Origin of the sequence: Streptomyces rubellus, assembly GCF_036323805.1 — a bacterium.
GTDB lineage: Bacteria > Actinomycetota > Actinomycetes > Streptomycetales > Streptomycetaceae > Streptomyces.
On sequence record NZ_JAZDCX010000016.1, the window covers coordinates 85578 to 100555 of the forward strand.

Here is a 14978-nt window from a genome sequence, read left to right on the forward strand (position 1 = left end):
GGGCGCGGTACCGGAACCGCTAGCCCTTCTGCTCGTTCCACTCGGCCTGCGCCTCGTTGAGGCGCTCCGCCAGGTCGCCGGCGAACTCCTCGGCGCTCATCTCACCCAGCAGCAGCTTCTGGAAGCCGGGTTCGGTGTCGGCCTTGCTGATGCTGTTCCAGTCCGGCAGGTAGTAGGGCAGCTGGACGATCCTGGTGTCCGGGTCGTCCAGTGACTCCATGGCCCTCCTGGTGGGCTCGGCCGCCGTGAGCCACTCGTCGTCCGCGGCGTCGGTGTGGGCCGGGATCGAGCCGGCCGACTCGTTCCAGAGGCTGTTCATCTCTGCCGAGGCGGCGAACTCGATGAACTTCCAGGCCGCGGCCTTGTTCTCACTGGATCTGAACAGGCCGAGACCGTCGACCGGGTTGGAGACCAGGGTGCGCGGGCCGCCCTCGGTGGCGGGCGGCATCGGCAGTCCGCCGATCCGCTCCTCGCCGAACGCCTTCACATGGTCGGTGTAGGAACCCAGGTTGTGCTGGAGCATGCCGACCTCGCCACCGGTGAAGGTGGCGACCATCTTGGTGAAGTCGTTGTTCAGGTCGGCCTTGGGCGTGGCCTTGTCGTAGAGGGCGACGTACTTCTCCAGGGCAGCGACGTTCGCCGGGTCGTCGACGGTACTCCTGTCGCCCTTCCAGAAGCCGTCGATGCCGGACTGGGCGTACATCATCTCCAGTGCCTGGGCGACGGAGCCGGCGCCGCCGCGGATGGTGAAGCCGAAGCGGTTCTCCTTCCTGTCCGTCAGCTCCTCGGCCGCCTCGTAGAAGTTCTCCCAGCTGGTGGGGGGCTCCAGACCGGCCTGCTCGAAAAGGTCGGTGCGGTACCACAGCACGCCCTGGTTGGCGGAGGTCGGGACGGTGAACAGCTCCTCCTCGCCGCCGGCCGCCCGGACGCTGTCGACCATGCCCCTGACCAGCTTGCCCTTGAGCGGGCTGTCCTCGATCCGGTCGGTGACCGGGTCCAGCGCCCCCTGTGCGACCATGCCGGCCAGGTACGCGGTGCCGACCATGCCGACGTCCGGCAGGCTGTCGCCGCCACCCTGGATGGCGGTGTCGTACTTGGACTGCACGTCGGCGATCGGTATGCCGACGTACTCGACGTCGATGTCCGGGTTCTTCTCCTCGAACTCGGCGATGATCTTCTTCCAGACCTCGGTGCGCACACCGCCGTTGTTGTCCCAGAAGACGATCTTTCCCTTGCCGTCCCCCTCGTCGCCCGTCCCGGTGCCGGAGTCCCCGCAGGCGGTGGCGGTGAGGGTGAGGACCGCGGCGGTGCCCAGGGCAAGCAGTGACCGGGCACGGGCTCCGCGGCTGGTGTGTCTGTTCATCATCGACTCTTCTCTCGGGGTTGCCCGGAGGCTCCGGGTGCGTTTCCGCGTGGACGGTGGAGTGGTGCGGGGGGATACACGCTGTGAACCGCTCGGCGGGCCGGCGGTGCGGTCGGGTGGCGCGGTCAGGTGACACGGAGTCGGGCGGCGACACCGGCCGCGGCGGCACGGTCCAGCCGCCCGTCGGCGACCGCGGTGACCACCCGCCGCACGACCGGCCGGCCGGGCGGCAGCGGCAGTCTGCTCTCCCAGGCCAGCGCCGAGCCCACCCCCGGGTACTCGGCCGCGCGCACGAACCACGGGTCGCGGCGGGTGTCGTCGGTGGCTCCGGCGAAGACCAGCGTCCAGCCCTCGCCGGCCATCGCCAGCCAGGGCGCCGGCCTCCCGTGCACCGCCGCCTCGCCCGTGGCCCGGTCCGTGAACACCTCGGGCGGGCGGGAGCCGGTCGGCGGGCGCCAGAAGAAGCCCCCGTAGCCGGCACCGGGGCGGCCGTTGGTGGCCGGGCTGCCCGCCGACAGCTCCTCGCCGCGGACATTGGTGAGTTCGCAGGTGAGGTCCAGCGCCCAGCAGCGCCCGTCCAGTTCCCGGACGGCGACCGTGCGGCGTTCGGTCAGCAGCCGCCGCCCGCCGCGTTCCCAGGCCAGCTCCTCGGCGAAGCCGTCCGTACCGCGCCGCAGCCACCGCAGATGGCGCTGCCGTCCGTGGTTGTCCAGTTCGGTGGGGCCCCGGCCGCGGACGAAGGTGCGCCCGCCCCAGAAGTTGGCGCCGGAGATGTCGGGAACGGCGATGCTCACCCCGAGATGATGGACATGGTCGGCGGGCCGCAGCTCGGTGACGACCGTGCCGCCCAGAGTGCGCACGGGATGCAGACAGGGGCGCGGGGACTCCCGCACGGGCAGGTCCGGACGGTACTCGTAACGGGCCACGGCCCGTCCGCCGCAGCGCAGTTCCACGGTCTCGTCCGCCCCGGCGGGGACGGTGCCGGGCTCGCTCATGCCCCGGCCTCCTCTCCGGCCCCTCCCGCGGGTGCCGCCGGTGCCGCGGGCACCGCCCAGGGGATGTACGGGCCGCCGGAGCGGGCCAGTTCCGGGGCGGTCTCCGAGTAGAGGCCCAGCCGCTCGGCCCCCGCGGCGACCAGCTCGTCGATGCCGGTGACGATCCGCCGCGCGGAGCCGCCGCCGTCCGGGCCGGGCTCGGTGTACCAGGCGTCCGGCGGCAGCGGACGCGGCTCGGGAGCGGTGCGGACGGCCTCCACCAGCCGCATGAAGGCGCCGGTGCGCCCGGGCGGCACCAGCAGCTCCGCGCCGTCGGTGAGATGGGCGAGGAGGTTGCGCAGCAGGTCGGTGCGGGCGTGCTCGGTGGTCTCGGGGGCGTGGCCGTGCCGTTCCAGCCGGACGCGGTCCGCCTTGTACCAGAGGGTGACGCGGCCCTCGGTGCCGTGCACGACGACGTACGGCTCACCGGGCCGCCGCGCGCACAGCGTCACGGCCGCGGTGATCTCGCCCGTGGTGCCGTCGCCGTGCACGGTGCGGAGGCGGGCGCAGGAGGTGTCGTCGGCCTCGATGGGGTTGGCCCGGTACAGCTCCAGCTCGACGCCGGCCACGTCCTCCGCGCGGTCGCCGCCGTCGATGCGCAGCGCGGTGGCCACGGCGTGGGCGAGGGGATTGGTGAGGACGCCGTCCACCACGTCCCGGCCGTCCAGCCTGCGCCGTCCGGCCCAGCCGGCGCGGTGCCAGTAGGCCAGGTCGCGGGCCCAGGCACCGGCGGCGCCGATGCCCCGCACCCGGCCGATCGCGCCGTCGGCGACCAGCTCGCGGACGGCGGTGACGGCGTGGGAACCCAGGGACTGGAAACCGATCTGGCAGGCGACCCCGGCCGCGGCCAGCCCCTCGGTCAGCCGCTCGAACTCGGCGTACGAGGGGGCGGGCGGCTTCTCCAGCAGCAGGTGGACGCCCCGCTCGGCGGCGGCCAGCGCCAGGTCGACATGGGTGTGGATCGGGGTGCAGACGACGGCGACGCGCGCGCCGGTGCGCTCCAGCAGACCGGCGAGGTCGGTGGACTGCTCGACGGGGCCGAGGCCGTCCAGTTCCCGCCCGGTGAGCGGGTTCAGCTCGCAGATTCCGGCCAGGCGGACCAGGCCCTCCCCGGCGAGCAGGCGGATGTTGTCCAGGTGCCGGCGGCCGTGGCCGCGGGCACCGGCCAGCACGACGGGCAGCGGCGGTCCGGCGGCGGACACCGCGGCGGGCGCGGGTGCGGGCGCGGGTGCGGGCGCGGTCGCGGAGGTGAGCGTGGGTACGGAGGCGGAGGTGTTCATCAGCCCTTCACCGCCCCCGCGCTGAAACCGGTGATCAGCCACTTCTGGATGAAGGCGAAGATGATCACCACGGGTACGGCGGCTACCACCCCGCCCGCGGCGAGCGCGCCGAGGTCCACGCTGTCGGAGCCGATGAGGGTGTTGAGGCCGACCGGAATGGTCTGCTTGTCCTGCGAGGAGAGGAACATCAGCGCGAACAGGAAGTGGTTCCAGCTGTGCACGAAGGCGAAGGAGCCCACCGCGATCAGCCCCGGCCGCAGCATCGGCAGCACGATGGCCCCGAAGGCCCGCAGCCGGGAGCAGCCGTCCACCCAGGCGGCCTCCTCCAGCGACTCGGGCACGTTCCTGATGAAGCCGCCGATGAGGATCATCGACAGCGGGAGCTGGAAGACCGTCTCCGCGATGATCACGCTCCACATGGAGTTGATGAGCTGGAGGCTGCGGAAGGTCTCGAACAGCGGGACGAGCATCAGCGCGCCCGGGATGAACTGCGAGCACAGCAGCGCCAGCATGAAGGCGCTCTTCAGCCGGAACCGGAAACGGGCCAGGGCGTAGCCGCCGGCCAGTGCCACCGCCATGGTCATCACCATCGAGGCGATGCCCACCTGGGTGCTGTTGAGGAAGTAGGTGCCGAAGCTCCGGTCGTTCCAGACCTTCTCGAAGTGCTCGCCGGTCACCGGCCAGGGCACCAGGGCGGTGGAGCCCGCCGGGCGGAGGGCGAACAGCAGCATCCAGTAGAAGGGGATCAGCGTGAACAGCAGGTAGAGGCCCAGCGGGAGGAGGATCTGCCAGCGCGGCGGTCCGTCGTCCGGTCTGCGGCGCCGGGTTCCCCGCCGGGCCGGAGGCGGGGTCTCGCCGTCGGCCGGGACGGGGACGCGGGTGCCCTGCTGTGCGAGTGCGGCGGTCACTTGTCGTCGCCTCCGAACTTGCTCAGACGCAGGTAGAGGATCGAGCAGAACAGGAGGATCACGAAGGCCACGGTGGTCAGCGCGGAGGCGTAGCCGAAGTCGTGGCCGTCGATCCCGGTGTTGGCGACGTAGAGCGGAAGCGTGGTGGTCACGCCCGCCGGACCGCCGCCGGTGAGGGTGTAGAGCAGGTCGACGTTGTTGAACTCCCACACCGCGCGCAGCAGTGTGGAGAGGATGATCGCGTCCTTCAGGTGCGGCAGGGTGATGTGCCAGAACCGCCGGAGGCGGCTCGCGCCGTCCACCGAGGCGGCCTCGTAGAGGTCCTTGGGGACGGACTGCAGGTCGGCGAGGATGAGGATCGCGAAGAACGGGACGCCGCGCCAGAGTTCGGCCAGGACGGCGGCCCAGAAGACGGTGCCGGTGTCGGAGAGGACCGAGGTGCCGTACTCGCCGATGCCGGCGTCGGCCAGATAGCGGCTCAGCCCGGTGGAGGGGTTGTACAGCAGGATCCAGATGGTGGTGGTGAGCACCCCGGAGACCGCCCAGGGCGAGAAGACCAGGGCCCGGGCGATGCCGCGGCCGACGAACGTCTGGTTGACGATCAGCGCCAGCGCCAGACCGAAGACCAGTTGGAGGCCGACCTCCACGAGGACCCACTTGGCGCTGAAGGCGAGGGTCTGCCAGAACAGCGGGTCCTCGAAGAAGATCTCCCGGAAGTTGTCCGCGCCGGCGAAGCCGTTCCGCCAGGGCTTGGTGACGTTGTAGTGCTGGAGGCTGTAGTAGAGGACGCTGAGCATCGGATAGGCGATGAAGCCCAGCATCAGCAGCCCGGCGGGCGCGATCAGCAGATACGGCAGGCCGCGCCTGCCCGGTCTGCCCGGCCTTTCCGGTGCCCCGGGCTTCCCTGCCGGGGCGCGCTTCTTCGGCACGGCGGTGAGGGCCATTGCCGGTGCTCCGTTCTGTCGTCGAATGACCGTCGAACGTCGTTCGAGATGTCGGCCGGTCCTCGGCCGGTGTTTTCGGACGGTGGGGCGGCGGGCCGAGCGGACCACCGGGACGGCCGTGCGGGTACGGCGCCCGGCCGCGGACTCAGTCCGCGTGGGGTTCCGGCACCTCGCCGGGCCGGGCGAGGAAGGCGAAGTCGCAGCCGGTGTCGGCCTGGGTGATGTGCTCCTCGTACAGGGCCCCGTAGCCGCGTCCGTAGCGGGCCGGCGGGGGCTGCCAGGCGGCGCGGCGGCGCTCCAGCTCGGTGTCGTCGACCTCCAGGCGCAGGGTGCGGGCGGGGACGTCGAGGGTGATCAGGTCCCCGCTCTCCACCAGGGCCAGCGGCCCGCCCACCCACGACTCGGGCGCGATGTGCAGGACGCAGGCGCCGTAACTGGTGCCGCTCATCCGGGCGTCGGAGAGCCGGACCATGTCGCGCACCCCCTGTCTGAGCAGGTGGCCGGGGATGGGCAGCATTCCGTACTCGGGCATCCCCGGCCCGCCCAGCGGGCCGGAGCCGCGCAGCACCAGCACGCTGTCGGCGGTGATGCCGAGCGCGGGATCGTCGATGCCGGCCTGCAGGGCGCGGTAGTCGTCGAAGACGACCGCGGGACCGGTGTGCCGCAGCAGGCGCTGCTCGGCGGCGATGTGCTTGATCACGGCGCCGTCCGGGGCGAGGTTGCCGCGCAGGACGGCGATGCCGCCCTCGGCGGACAGCGGGTCGTCCGCGGTGCGGATGACGTCGTCGTCGTGGACGAGCGCGCCGGCGAGCTGCTCGCGCAGCGTGTCGTGGGCGACGGTGGGGCGGTCCAGGTGGAGGCGGTCGCGCAGCCGGGAGAGGAAGCCGGGCATCCCGCCGGCGTGGTGGAAGTCCTCCATCAGGTACTTCCCGCCGGGCCGCAGATCGGCCAGCACCGGTGTGGTGCGGGCGATCCGGTCGAAGTCGTCCAGGGTGAGGCCGACTCCGGAGCGTCCGGCCATGGCGATGAGATGGATGACGGCGTTGGTGGAGCCGCCCAGCGCGCACACCGTCGTCACCGCGTCCTCGTACGCCTCGCGGGTCAGGACGGTGGAGAGTCTGCGGTCGGACCACACCAGTTCCACGATCCGCCGTCCGGCCGCGGCGGCCATCCGGGAGTGCCCGGAGTCGACGGCGGGGATGGCGGCGGCGCCGGGCATGGTGACCCCCAGGGCCTCGGCGGCGCCGGTCATGGTGGAGGCGGTGCCCATGGTCATGCAGTGGCCGGGCGAGCGGGCCAGACCGCACTCCAGTTCGGCGAGCTCGCAGTCGCCGATGAGCCCGGCGCGGTAGTCGTCCCAGTACTTCCACATGTCGGTGCCCGAACCGAGGGTCTCGCCGCGCCAGTGGCCGCGCAGCATGGGCCCGGCGGGGACGAGGACGGCGGGCAGGTCGGCGCTGGCCGCGCCCATCAGCAGGGCGGGGGTGGTCTTGTCGCAGCCGCCCATCAGCACCGCGCCGTCCACCGGGTAGGAGCGCAGCAGTTCCTCGGTCTCCAGGGACAGCAGGTTGCGGTAGAGCATGGGGGTGGGCTTCTGGAAGGTCTCCGACAGCGTCGCGACGGGGAACTCCAGCGGGAAGCCGCCGGCCTGCCACACCCCGCGTTTGACCGCCTCGGCGCGCTCGCGCAGGTGCTGGTGGCAGGGGTTGATGTCGGACCAGGTGTTGAGGATCGCGATCACCGGCTTGCCCAGGTGCTCCTCGGGGAGGTAGCCGAGCTGGCGGGTGCGGGCGCGGTGGCTGAAGGAGCGCAGCCCCCCGGTTCCGTACCACCGGTGGCTGCGGAGCTCCTCGGGCCCGCGGCGGGGCCGGGGTCCGCGGGTTTCCCGGCGGTCCGTCATGTCCGCTCCCACCCCTCGACGATCGCGGCGACCTCGGCGCGCAGTTCCTTCGGCAGCGTGCTGCCGGGCGGGCGGACGTCGCGGCGGCACAGGCCGAGGTGCGCCAGGGCCTCCTTGACGACGGAGACGTTGTTGGCGGACTGCTTCTCGGCGCGCAGGTCCTCGAAGGCACGGACCCGCTCCCAGACCTCCATCGCGGCCCGGAAGTCCCCGGCGCGCAGCGCCCGGAGCATCTCCAGCGGGAGCCGGGGGGCGACGTTGACCAGACCGGAGGTGAAGCCGGTGGCACCGCAGGCGAAGTAGGCGGGGGCGTACAGCTCGGCGAGTCCGGCCACCCACACGAAGCGGTCCGCTCCCGCGTCGCGGGCGAAGGCGGCGAAGCGGGCCGCGTCCGGGACGGCGTACTTGACCCCGATGACGTTGGGGCACTCCGCACCGAGCCGGGCCAGCGCGGCACCCTCGACGAAGGGGGTGCGCAGGTACGGCACGACGCCCAGGTCGGGCACCGCCTCGGCCACGGCCCGGTGGTAGTCCACCCAGCCGTCCTGGGAGACGTACGGGTTGACGGGCTGGTGGACCATCACCATCCCCGCCCCGGCGTCCCTCGCCCGCCGGGCGCTCTCGGCCGCGCCGGCCGGGTCGTGGCCGATGCCGACGATCACCTCGGCCTCCCCCGCGGCCTCCGCCACGGTCAGTTCCGTCTCCAGGTGCCGCTCGCGGGGGGTGAGGGAGTGGAACTCGCCGGTGTTGCCGTTGGGGGTGAGGGCGCCGATCCCGGCGTCCAGCAGGCGGCGCACCAGGGCCCGGTAGGCGTCCTCGTCCAGCCGGTCCCGTCCGTCGAACGGGGTGACGGTGATGGCCACCACGCCGGCGAGGGCGGCCCGCCGACGGGAGAAGTCCGTCATGCCCGATCCACCTGACCTTTCTCGTTCTCCTCGGCGGGGAACGCCCGGCGGACGAACCCCTCGATGTGGTCGTGCAGCAGCCGGGCCGCGCCGTCCGCGTCCCCGTCCAGGGCGCGGGCGAGGATGCGCCGGTGCTCGGCGGCCTCCCGCTCCCAGGAGGGCACCGCCTCCCAGGCGACGGTGGACACCAGCGCCGCCTGGTCGCGCAGGTCGTCGAGCATCCGGGTCAGCAGCGGGTTCCCGCAGGGCAGGTACAGGGCGCGGTGGAAGTCCCGGTTGGCCAGCGACCGGGCGGCCCGGTCGGCGGCGGCGTCCGCCCGCTCCAGGGCCTCCCGGGCGTCGGCCAGGCCGGCCCCCGCGGCGACGGCACGGCGCAGTGCCTCCGGTTCCAGCAGCAGCCGCACGTCGTAGACGGAGCGGGCCATCGCGGTGTCCACGGTGCGCACGGTGGCGCCCTTGTACTCGCTCATCACGACCAGTCCGCGGCCCGCGAGGGTCTTCAGGGCCTCGCGGACCGGGGTCTTGGACACCCCGAACCGCGCGGCGAGCTCGGCCTCCACCAGGGGCTGCCCGGGCGGGAGCCGGCCGGTGAGGACGGCGTGGGTCAGCTGCTCCAGCACGTACTGCGTCCTGGAGGGGAAGGGCACCGGCACGACACCGGTCAGGGGCGCTCTCATGCGGTCGGCTCTCGGCTCGGTTCCGGCGGCTGGCACTGGCCGGCACCTGGCACCAATGCCACAGGGGACGTCAGGTGGGCCACAGGCCTCATACGGGGCGGAACAGGTCCGCACCGTCCCGTACAGGGCTGTGTCACACCTCGTATATGACGTATGACGTACGACTCGTGGTGGGAAGCAACGTAGGTCGGCCCCCGGACTCCGTCAACGGTTCCGACAGAAGTTCGGGGGTCCGATTTGAAAGCGCTTACTGTGCGCAGCCAACGGGGCTTGGGCGGTCACCCGGCGCCGCGCCCGCCGCACGGCGCACACCGGCGGCGGCCCGTCGGCGGCGGATCAGACGAGGCGGGACAGCGCGCCGCGCACCGCCGCCAGGTCGGCGTCCGAGGCCAGCCCGGCGTGGTAGAGCCGCAGTTCCCCGGCGCCCAGCTCCCGGGCGTGCGCGGCCTCCTCGGCCAGTGCCTCCGGGCGCCCGCCCATCCCCGCCACCACCGTGAAGTTGGCCGCCAGTACGGTCCCGGGGGCACGGTGCGGCCCGAACGGAGCGAGCACGGCGGCACGTTCGGCCGCGTCCCCGGTGCACGCCAGCACCACCCCGTCGGCCGCGCCGGGGCCGCCGCCGAGCACCCCGGCGGGGTCCGTCCCCGCGTTGGCGCCGCAGCGGTGCGGGGCCGGATCGGCGTGCAGCAGCACCCGGAAGTCCGTCCCGCCGCGCTCCCGGGCGGCGTCGCGCACCGCCTCGACCACCTCGCTTCGGAAAGCGCTCGCTATCCGGTTCCGCCAGGCGGCGGCGACCGCGGCGAGCTCGGCGCCCAGCAGTCCCTCCACCTCGGCCCACTCCTCCTCCCGCCCCCGCGCGGTCTCGTTGTACGCCCCGGCCCACAGCGGCTCCAGCGCGCCGGTGACGGCCGACCGCAGCCGCCCGGGGTCCGCGCCGAGCGAGGCGTAGCCCGCCTCGCAGACCGGGCAGAAGCACAGCGACATCAGATACTGGCCGGCGCCGCCGAGCCGTACCCCGCCGGTCTTGTCGTGGGCGCTCAGATGGGACAGCCCGTACCAGCCGCAGGACTCCAGTTCGGTGCCGCGCGCGCCGGGCCGTACGGCGGCCTCCGCGGCGAGCGAGACGGCGTAGGCGCGCACCTCCTCCCGGGCGATGCAGGGCGCCCAGGGATAGGAGTCGCCGTGGGCGTTGCGCACCCGGATGCCGGGGTGTTCGGCGCCCAGCCGGGTGTTGTGGGCCAGGATCACCCAGGAGTGCACCTCGAGTCCGGCGCCGGCCAGCGCCTCGGCCGCCGCGCCGAACGGGTCCTCGCCCTCCGTCCAGCGCTGCGGGTACGGACGCAGGGCGCGGCCGGCCCAACGGGCCGGATCCACCGGGTAGTACACGGCTGAGTGCTCGGCGGTGACGATCCGGTGGCGCGGGTGGCGCGGGGTGAGCGCCCGGGTTGAGTGGTAGGCGGAGGCGAGGGTGACCTGCCGGACTCCCAGGTCGGCGATCCGGCGGGCGGCGTCGGGGTCCCCGACGACGTCCCAGGGGTAGAGGAAGGCGGAGGCGCGCATCGGCAGCTCCTCGGTCGAAGGGGCGGGACGAGGGAACAGGGGGGGAGGGCGGGCGGCGGAAGTGATCAGGGAACGGCCGAAGGGTAGAACAGCGGCACCCTTCCCGACAGGTGTCCACCCGGCTGTCCGCCGTACATCGGTGTGAATCACGGCCGGACACGCCACCCTCCCGGACCGGCCCGGAAGATGGGGCGGCACCTCTTGACGGCGTTCGGGTGGACTCCTTAGCGTGATCCCATATGTGAACATCATTCATGAACGGAGACGCCGATGCCCGTCCCCCGCACCGTTCTGCTCACCGGCGCCGCCGGCGGCATCGGCACCCGGATGCGCGAGCTGCTCCCGCCGTACGGCTACGCGCTGCGCCTGTTCGACGCCCGCCCCGTCGAGGGCGAGCCGGACGCCGTCACCGCCGATCTCTCCGACACCGCCGCGCTGCGGGAGGCGGTGCGGGGCACCGACGCGATCGTCCATCTGGCGGGCATCTCCGGAGAGGCTCCCTTCGGCGACATCATGCGCGCGAACGTCGAGGGCACCTACCACCTCTACGAGGCGGCCCGCGCGGCGGGCGTGCGCCGCGTCGTGTTCGCCTCCTCTAACCACGCGGTGGGCTTCGCCGCCCCGCCCCGCCCCGGGGAACCGCCGCTCGGCGCCGGCGGCCCCCACCGGCCGGACACCTTCTACGGCCTGTCGAAGTGCTTCGGCGAGGACCTCGCCCAGCTCTACTGGGACCGCGCCGGGATCGAGACCGTCTCCGTCCGGATCGGCTCCTGCTTCCCGGAGCCGACCACCGTGCGCATGCTGTCCACCTGGCTGAGCCCCGCCGACTGCGCCCGGCTGCTGCACGCCGCCCTGACCGCGCCGGAGGTCGGGCACACCGTCGTCTACGGCTCCTCGGCCAACACCCGGCTGTGGTGGGACCTGGACCCGGCCCGCGCCCTGGGGTACGAGCCGCGCGACGACTCCGAGCGGTACGCCGGGCGGCTGATCGCCGAGCAGGGCGAACCGGACCCGGACGACCCCGAGCACGCCCACCTGGGCGGCACCTTCTGCACCGAGCCGCCCGACTGGCCGGACGGCCTGTGAACCGCCCCGGCGGGCCCCCGGCCGGACCCGCCGGAACCGCACGGCGCCGCTGTCCGTTATCCGGACCATGACTGCGATGACTCCCGGCTCGAACCTTCCCCTGTCCGCGGCCCGGGTGGCGGTGGACGTCACCGCGCCGGTCCGGCTCGACGTGTCCGGCCTGCTGCTCACCGCCGACGGCAGGGTGCGCTCCGACGACGACTTCGTCTTCTACAACCAGCCGTCGGCACCGGGGGTGACGCACAGCGCCGCGGACGGCCGGGACACGATCACCGTGGACACCCAAGCGGTGCCCGCCGGCATCGAGAAGGTGGTGGTGACCGCCAGCCTCGACACCCCCGGCGCGACCTTCGCCGGCACCGAGCCCACCGCCACCGTCCGGGACGCCGCGAGCGGCACGGTGGTGGCCACCTTCACCCCGCCCCGGCTGGGTCCGGAGACGGCACTGGTGGTCGTCGAGGTCTACCGCCGGGGCGGGGCGTGGAAGGTGCGCGCGGTCGGCCAGGGGTACGCCGACGGGCTGGCCGGCATCGCCACGGACTTCGGCGTGACGGTGGAGGAGCCCGCCACCGCGCCGGCCGCACCGGTGGCGCCCCCCGTGCCGCCCGCACCGCCCGCGGCCGCCGCCCCGGCCCCCGCGCCCGCGCCCGCGTCCGGCGGGAAGATCAACCTGGACAAGGGCCGGGTCGACCTGCGCAAGCACCAGACGGTCTCCCTGGTCAAGGGCGGCAAACCGCTGCTCGGCTCGGTGCGGATGGGACTGGGCTGGGAGCCCGCCTTCCGCGGCAAGAACGTGGACCTGGACGCCTCGGTCATCGCCTACGGCCCCGACCGCAAGAAGATCGACAACTGCTACTTCGGCAGGCTCGCCATCCTGAACGGCGCCGTCCAGCACTCCGGTGACAACCTCACCGGCGAGGGCGCGGGGGACGACGAGAGCATCACCGTCCAGCTGGGCGGTCTGCCGCCCCAGGTGACGGGTCTGGTCTTCACCGTCAACTCCTTCTCCGGGCAGAAGTTCACCGAGGTGGCCAAGGCGTACTGCCGGCTGCTGGACGCCGTCACCGGGGAGGAACTGGTCCGGTTCGACCTGACCGGCTCCGAGCCGCGCACGGGCGTGCTGATGTGCAAACTGGTCCGCCAGTACTCGGGTGAGTGGGAGATGACGGCGCTGGGCGACTACGTGGACTCCCGCACGGTCCGCGGCATGGTCAAACCCGGGGGCGCGGCCCTGTAGGACGCCCCCGCGCGGGGCCCGGTGGAGTGACATCCGTCGCACCGGCGCGGCGGGGCGGCGTCCTCCCCGCCGTTAAGTGGAACGGGTATTCGCAGGTCAGTGGCGCTTGACGAGATTTTCCAGGTGATTGAGGTTTGAGCGATAAGAACGGAGGGAAAGTGGCAGGGCCTGCCGATGTCATATCCAGCGCCTACGCTGGAAGCATGTCCACCACTCCCGAGCACGGATCCCAGCAGTCCCGGCCCCAGACGTCCGCCCAGGCGAACGAGGCGCTGCGCGCCTTCGTACGCGCCCATGGCGACCGGCCGTGGACGCGGACCGAGCTGGCCGAGCTGGACCGGCTGTGGGCCCTGTGGCGGGCGGCCGGACAGGCCGGGGTGAGCACCGCGGCCTGAGCGCCGCCCGAGCACCGGCGCGCCGGTCCCGCGGAGGGCGCCCTCTCCCGGGCGGGCCGGCCCTCTCCCCGCCTTCCCCGCTCTCCGGCCGGCCCCGGAGCCCTACCGGCGGCGCTCCCAGGGACCGGTGATCGCGAACATGATCCCCGGTTCCTGCACACAGGCGTACAGCGTCCGGCCGTCACGCGCGAAGCACACCCCCGCGAACTCGGCGTACTCCGGCTCCCCGGCCGTCCCGATGTTCAGCTCGTTGCGTGCGATGGGGTACGTACGGCCGCTGTCGTCGGCACCCAGCAGGTGCTGGAGTCCCTCGCCGTCCTCGGCGAGGATCACCCCGCCGTACGGCGAGACCGTGATGTTGTCCGGGCCGTCCGCGCCGCCGGGCGCCAGCGGGTCCCGGTTGACGCCGAAGCGCAGCTTCAGGGTGAGGGTGCGGCGGCGGGGCTGGTAGAACCACACCTGGCCGTCGTGCGGCTCCCCCGGGCTCCCGTCGTCCGCGCGGGCGTAGGAGGCGACCACGTACGCGCCGCCGTCGGCCCACCACATGCCCTCCAGCTTGCGGGCCCGGGTGACCCGGCTGCCGGTGAACTGCTTCCGTACGGGCACCTCGCGCGCGTCGCGGTCGGGGACGTCCACCCAGTCCACGCCGTAGACCGTGCCGGGCCGCACCGCGCGGGAGAGGTCGTCGACGAACCGGCCGCCGGAGTCGAAGCAGCGGAACGCCTGGAGCCTGCCCGCGTCGGCGGCGAGCGTACGCAGCCGGCCGCGCCCGTGCCGGAAGCCCTTCGGCGGCGTCCAGCGGTACAGCAGGCCGTTGGGCCTGGAGTCGTCCTCCGTCAGATACAGGTGACCGCTCCGCGGATCGACCACCACGGCCTCGTGGTCGAAGCGGCCCAGCGCCCTGACCGGTTCCGGGTCGCGGTTGGCCCGCCGGTCGAGGGGATCGACCTCGAAGACGTAGCCGTGGTCGCGGGTCATGCCGTTCTCACCGGCCCGGTCGGAGTTCTCCTCGCAGGTCAGCCAGGTGCCCCAGGGGGTCACCCCGCCCGCGCAGTTGGTGGAGGTACCCGCGATGCCGACCCACTCGGCGAGTTTCTCGCCGTGCGGGGAGACCTCCACCACCGTGCAGCCGCCCGCGGCGGCCGGGTCGTAGACCAGACCCTCGGCGAGCGGCACGGGGTGCTCCCAGTCGCTCCGGGGCCCCTTCAGCTCGTGGTTGTTGACCAGCAGCACCCTCCCCCGGGGGCCGTCGAAGGCGGCGGTGCCGTCATGCCCCGCGGGCGTGTGCTCGCCGCTCTCCAGCCGGGTGACCCCGCAGTGGGTGAGGACGCGGTACGAGAAGCCCGCGGGCAGCGCGAGCAGCCCGGCGGGGTCGGGCAGCAACGGACCGTAGCCCGGCTCCCCGCCGCGCCCGCGCCCGTGCGCCGTCTCCCCGCCTGCCCCGTCGTGTCCCCCGGCCCGCTCCGGCGCGCCGGGCGCGGCCGGCGCGGCGGCCAGGACGCCCGCGCTGCCCGTCAGGGCGACCCCGGCGCCCGCCACGACGGTCCTTCTGGTGAGTTCCCCGCTGCCGGCCGTACCACTGGTCGCGCTGGTGGGCATCGTCTCTCCCGTCGGCTCCGCGATTCCGGACGAATGCCGACCACGATCCCGCCCCCGGGCGAACTCCGGCTGAACTCGGCGCCAACCGGC

General features: G+C 73.4%; 13 protein-coding genes. 3 read left to right on the forward strand and 10 right to left on the reverse strand.

Annotated features, from left to right (window positions below):
- Positions 1–19: 19 nt before the first annotated feature.
- The 9 genes from V1L54_RS19550 to V1L54_RS19590 form a co-directional block, all read right to left on the reverse strand.
- Positions 20–1363 carry an ABC transporter substrate-binding protein gene (locus tag V1L54_RS19550; protein WP_330119407.1) on the reverse strand — a complete coding sequence of 448 codons (1344 nt, stop codon included), beginning with the start codon at positions 1361–1363 and terminating at the stop codon, positions 20–22.
- A 125-nt stretch (positions 1364–1488) separates the two neighbouring features.
- Positions 1489–2358, reverse strand: coding sequence for a DUF6807 domain-containing protein (locus tag V1L54_RS19555; RefSeq protein ID WP_330119349.1), 870 nt, complete (start codon positions 2356–2358; stop codon positions 1489–1491).
- Positions 2355–3677, reverse strand: coding sequence for a Gfo/Idh/MocA family protein (locus V1L54_RS19560; RefSeq protein ID WP_330119350.1), 1323 nt, complete (start codon positions 3675–3677; stop codon positions 2355–2357). Before V1L54_RS19560 ends, V1L54_RS19555 begins: the two co-directional genes overlap by 4 nt.
- Positions 3677–4585, reverse strand: coding sequence for a carbohydrate ABC transporter permease (locus tag V1L54_RS19565; protein ID WP_330119351.1), 909 nt, complete (start codon positions 4583–4585; stop codon positions 3677–3679). The genes V1L54_RS19560 and V1L54_RS19565 overlap by 1 nt, the downstream gene beginning before the upstream one ends.
- Positions 4582–5529, reverse strand: a complete 948-nt coding sequence (locus tag V1L54_RS19570) for a carbohydrate ABC transporter permease (RefSeq protein WP_330119352.1) — start codon at positions 5527–5529, stop codon at positions 4582–4584. The genes V1L54_RS19565 and V1L54_RS19570 overlap by 4 nt, the downstream gene beginning before the upstream one ends.
- Positions 5530–5674: 145 nt before the next feature.
- Positions 5675–7429: an L-arabinonate dehydratase gene (gene araD, locus V1L54_RS19575; RefSeq protein WP_330119353.1), complete on the reverse strand. Its 1755-nt coding sequence runs from the start codon at positions 7427–7429 to the stop codon at positions 5675–5677.
- Positions 7426–8334, reverse strand: a complete 909-nt coding sequence (locus tag V1L54_RS19580) for a dihydrodipicolinate synthase family protein (protein WP_330119354.1) — start codon at positions 8332–8334, stop codon at positions 7426–7428. The genes araD and V1L54_RS19580 overlap by 4 nt, the downstream gene beginning before the upstream one ends.
- Positions 8331–9011: a GntR family transcriptional regulator gene (locus V1L54_RS19585; RefSeq protein ID WP_330119355.1), complete on the reverse strand. Its 681-nt coding sequence runs from the start codon at positions 9009–9011 to the stop codon at positions 8331–8333. Before V1L54_RS19585 ends, V1L54_RS19580 begins: the two co-directional genes overlap by 4 nt.
- Before the next feature lie 336 nt (positions 9012–9347).
- Positions 9348–10571 (reverse strand): hypothetical protein, encoded by a 1224-nt coding sequence (locus tag V1L54_RS19590; protein ID WP_330119356.1) that lies wholly within the window; start codon positions 10569–10571, stop codon positions 9348–9350.
- Positions 10572–10841: 270 nt separating this feature from the next.
- On the opposite strand from V1L54_RS19590, the gene V1L54_RS19595 reads away from it, so the two are divergent.
- The 3 genes from V1L54_RS19595 (at position 10842) to V1L54_RS19605 (ending at position 13289) form a co-directional block, all read left to right on the forward strand.
- Positions 10842–11657, forward strand: a complete 816-nt coding sequence (locus tag V1L54_RS19595; RefSeq protein WP_330119357.1) for an NAD-dependent epimerase/dehydratase family protein — start codon at positions 10842–10844, stop codon at positions 11655–11657.
- A 76-nt stretch (positions 11658–11733) separates the two neighbouring features.
- Positions 11734–12894, forward strand: coding sequence for a TerD family protein (locus V1L54_RS19600; RefSeq protein WP_330119358.1), 1161 nt, complete (start codon positions 11734–11736; stop codon positions 12892–12894).
- A gap of 203 nt (positions 12895–13097) precedes the next feature.
- Entirely contained in the window at positions 13098–13289 is a 192-nt protein-coding gene (locus tag V1L54_RS19605; protein WP_330119359.1) for a hypothetical protein, read from the forward strand.
- A 102-nt stretch (positions 13290–13391) separates the two neighbouring features.
- Here V1L54_RS19605 and V1L54_RS19610 read toward each other — a convergent pair whose 3' ends face one another.
- Positions 13392–14888, reverse strand: a complete 1497-nt coding sequence (locus tag V1L54_RS19610) for an alkaline phosphatase PhoX (protein ID WP_330119360.1) — start codon at positions 14886–14888, stop codon at positions 13392–13394.
- Positions 14889–14978 lie beyond the last annotated feature (90 nt).

Coding starts and splice junctions, on each gene's coding strand:
- V1L54_RS19550 (WP_330119407.1), bottom strand. CDS start 1,363: ATGAACAGACACACCAGCCGCGGAGCCCGTGCCCGGTCACTGCTTGCC.
- V1L54_RS19555 (WP_330119349.1), bottom strand. CDS start 2,358: ATGAGCGAGCCCGGCACCGTCCCCGCCGGGGCGGACGAGACCGTGGAA.
- V1L54_RS19560 (WP_330119350.1), bottom strand. CDS start 3,677: ATGAACACCTCCGCCTCCGTACCCACGCTCACCTCCGCGACCGCGCCC.
- V1L54_RS19570 (WP_330119352.1), bottom strand. CDS start 5,529: ATGGCCCTCACCGCCGTGCCGAAGAAGCGCGCCCCGGCAGGGAAGCCC.
- araD (WP_330119353.1), bottom strand. CDS start 7,429: ATGACGGACCGCCGGGAAACCCGCGGACCCCGGCCCCGCCGCGGGCCC.
- V1L54_RS19580 (WP_330119354.1), bottom strand. CDS start 8,334: ATGACGGACTTCTCCCGTCGGCGGGCCGCCCTCGCCGGCGTGGTGGCC.
- V1L54_RS19585 (WP_330119355.1), bottom strand. CDS start 9,011: ATGAGAGCGCCCCTGACCGGTGTCGTGCCGGTGCCCTTCCCCTCCAGG.
- V1L54_RS19590 (WP_330119356.1), bottom strand. CDS start 10,571: ATGCGCGCCTCCGCCTTCCTCTACCCCTGGGACGTCGTCGGGGACCCC.
- V1L54_RS19595 (WP_330119357.1), top strand. CDS start 10,842: ATGCCCGTCCCCCGCACCGTTCTGCTCACCGGCGCCGCCGGCGGCATC.
- V1L54_RS19600 (WP_330119358.1), top strand. CDS start 11,734: ATGACTCCCGGCTCGAACCTTCCCCTGTCCGCGGCCCGGGTGGCGGTG.
- V1L54_RS19605 (WP_330119359.1), top strand. CDS start 13,098: ATGTCCACCACTCCCGAGCACGGATCCCAGCAGTCCCGGCCCCAGACG.
- V1L54_RS19610 (WP_330119360.1), bottom strand. CDS start 14,888: ATGCCCACCAGCGCGACCAGTGGTACGGCCGGCAGCGGGGAACTCACC.